Source organism: Thermomonospora sp. CIF 1, from assembly GCF_001896795.1.
GTDB lineage: Bacteria > Actinomycetota > Actinomycetes > Streptosporangiales > Streptosporangiaceae > Thermomonospora > Thermomonospora curvata.
Genome location: NZ_MOYN02000024.1, coordinates 1 through 2,878, shown reverse-complemented (window position 1 = coordinate 2,878; position 2,878 = coordinate 1). Strand labels below are relative to the sequence as shown.

At 69.5% G+C, this 2,878-nt stretch carries 4 protein-coding genes; all 4 read left to right on the top strand.

The window, feature by feature from the left end; translation table 11 throughout:
- Window positions 1-439 (top strand): NADH-quinone oxidoreductase subunit D-related protein (locus BUE48_RS21790; protein ID WP_502694621.1); only part of this gene is annotated, 439 nt, incomplete at its 5' end.
- Window positions 439-1,161 carry an NADH-quinone oxidoreductase subunit NuoE gene (gene nuoE / locus BUE48_RS21785; RefSeq protein ID WP_140174916.1) on the top strand — a complete coding sequence of 241 codons (723 nt, stop codon included), beginning with the start codon at window positions 439-441 and terminating at the stop codon, window positions 1,159-1,161. The genes BUE48_RS21790 and nuoE, both read left to right, overlap by 1 nt.
- Window positions 1,158-2,459 carry an NADH-quinone oxidoreductase subunit NuoF gene (gene nuoF, locus BUE48_RS21780; RefSeq protein WP_140174912.1) on the top strand — a complete coding sequence of 434 codons (1,302 nt, stop codon included), beginning with the start codon at window positions 1,158-1,160 and terminating at the stop codon, window positions 2,457-2,459. The genes nuoE and nuoF overlap by 4 nt, the downstream gene beginning before the upstream one ends.
- 44 nt (window positions 2,460-2,503) lie before the next feature.
- Window positions 2,504-2,878: 2Fe-2S iron-sulfur cluster-binding protein (locus tag BUE48_RS21775; protein WP_286990866.1), on the top strand; the 375-nt coding region annotated here is incomplete at its 3' end.

Below are 2,878 nucleotides of genomic sequence, written 5' to 3'. Positions count from 1 at the left end.
GATGGAGGAGTCCCTCAAGATCATCGAGCAGTGCCTGGACCGGCTGTCGGTCACCAAGGGCCCGGTGATGATCGAGGACAAGAAGATCGGCTGGCCCGCCCAGCTGGCCATCGGCACCGACGGGATGGGCAACTCCCCCCGGCACATCGCGCACATCATGGGCACCTCGATGGAGGCCCTGATCCACCACTTCAAGCTGGTGACCGAGGGCTTCCGGGTGCCGGCCGGACAGGTCTACGCCGCGGTGGAGGCCCCGCGCGGCGAGCTGGGCGTGCACGTGGTCAGCGACGGCGGCACCCGCCCCTACCGCGTGCACTTCCGTGATCCGTCCTTCACCAACCTGCAGGCGACGCCCGCCATGTGCGAGGGCGGCATGGTCGCGGACGTGATCGCCGCGGTCGCCAGCATCGACCCCGTGATGGGAGGGGTGGACCGCTGATGGGATATCCACCTGAGACGCTCGCCCGGCTGGAGCGGGACGCCAAGGAGATCATCGCGCGGTACCCGAAGCCGCGTTCGGCCCTGCTGCCGCTGCTGCACCTGGTGCAGTCGGAGGACGGCTACATCAGCCAGGACGGCATCGAGTTCTGCGCCGAGCAGCTGGGCATCACCCCCGCCCAGGTCACCGGGGTCGCCACCTTCTACACCATGTACAAGCGGCGGCCGGCCGGCGAGTACCACGTCGGCGTGTGCATCAACACGCTGTGCGCGGTGATGGGCGGCGACCAGATCTGGGAGGAGCTGAGCGAGCACCTCGGCGTCGGCCACGATGAGGCCACCGAGGACGGCAAGATCTCGCTGGAGCGCCTGGAGTGCAACGCCGCCTGCGACTTCGCGCCGGTGGTGATGGTCAACTGGGAGTTCTTCGACAACATGACTCCCGAGAAGGCCAAGCAGCTGGTCGACGACCTGCGCGCCGGCAAGGAGGTCGCCCCCACCCGCGGCCCGAACCGGCTGTGCACCTGGAAGGAGGCCTCCCGGGTGCTGGCCGGCTTCCCCGACGGCCGCGCGGGTGAGGGCCCGCAGGCCGGACCGCAGACGCTGGCGGGTCTGGAGCTGGCCAAGCGCAACGGCTGGACGGCGCCGCCCGCGGACGCCGACCGGCCCGAGCCGGACGACCCCGCCGCCGGTTCCGAGACCCAGGGGGACATCCACAGATGAGCACCACGCTGACCCCGGTGCTGTCCCGCAACTGGGACCAGCCCGACTCCTTCACCATCACCGCGTACCGGCGCAACGGCGGCTACCGGGCGCTGCGCAAGGCGCTGCGGATGCAGCCGGACGAGATCGTGCAGGCGGTCAAGGACTCCGGGCTGCGCGGCCGCGGCGGCGCGGGCTTCCCCACCGGCATGAAGTGGGGGTTCCTGCCGCCCAAGAGCGACAAGCCCCGCTACCTGGTGGTGAACGCCGACGAGTCCGAGCCGGGCACGTGCAAGGACATCCCGCTGATGATGGCCAACCCGCACGTGCTGGTGGAGGGGATCATCATCAGCGCCTACGCGATCCGCTCCCACCACGCGTTCATCTACGTGCGCGGCGAGGTGCTGCACGTGATCCGCCGGCTCCAGCAGGCGGTCGCCGAGGCGTACGAGGCCGGCTACCTCGGCAAGAACATCCTCGGCAGCGGCTACGACCTGGACCTGGTGGTGCACACCGGCGCGGGGGCCTACATCTGCGGCGAGGAGACCGCGCTGCTGGACTCGCTGGAGGGTTACCGCGGACAACCCCGGCTCAAGCCTCCCTTCCCGGCGGTGGCCGGCCTGTACGGCGGCCCCACTGTGATCAACAACGTCGAGTCCATCTCCTCGGTTCCCTCGATCGTCGCCAACGGGCCCGACTGGTTCGCCTCGATGGGGACCGAGAAGTCCAAGGGCTTCGGCATCTTCTCGCTGTCGGGGCACGTCACCCGGCCCGGCCAGTACGAGGCCCCGCTCGGCATCACGCTGCGGGAGCTGCTGGAGATGGCCGGCGGCATCCGCAAGGGCCACCGGCTGAAGTTCTGGACCCCGGGCGGCTCCTCGACCCCGTTGTTCACCGAGGAGCACCTGGACGTCCCGCTGGACTTCGAGAGCGTCGGAGCGGCCGGGTCGATGCTGGGCACCCGGGCGCTGCAGATCTTCGACGAGACCACCTGCGTGGTGCGGGCGGTGCTGCGCTGGTCGGAGTTCTACGCGCACGAGTCGTGCGGCAAGTGCACCCCCTGCCGCGAGGGCACCTACTGGTACAAGCAGATGCTCAAGCGGCTGGAGGCCGGTCAGGGCACCGAGGAGGATCTCGAGACGCTGCTGGACCTGTCCGACAACATCCTCGGCAGGTCCTTCTGCGCGCTGGGCGACGGCGCGACCAGCCCGGTGACCTCGTCGATCAAGTTGTTCCGCGACGAGTACATCGAGCACTTCAAGCAGGGCGGGTGCCCGTTCGACCCCGCCAAGTCGACCGTGTGGGCAGGTGAGCAGTGACGGTCACCGACAAGACCTCCGCAGAGGTCGAACAGCAGCCGACGATGGTCAAGTGCACCATCGACGGGTTCGAGATCGAGGTTCCGGAGGGGACCCTGATCATCCGGGCCGCCGAGCTGCTGGGCATCCAGATCCCCCGGTTCTGCGACCACCCGCTGCTCGACCCGGTCGGCGCGTGCCGGCAGTGCCTGGTGGAGATCCCCGACGCCGGCAACGGGCGCCCGATGCCCAAGCCGCAGGCGTCCTGCACCACCCCGGTGATGCCGGGGATGGTGATCAAGACGCAGCTCACCTCGCCGGTGGCCGACAAGGCCCAGCACGGGGTGATGGAGCTGCTGCTGATCAACCACCCGCTGGACTGCCCGATCTGCGACAAGGGCGGCGAGTGCCCGCTGCAGAACCAGGCGATGTCCAACGGC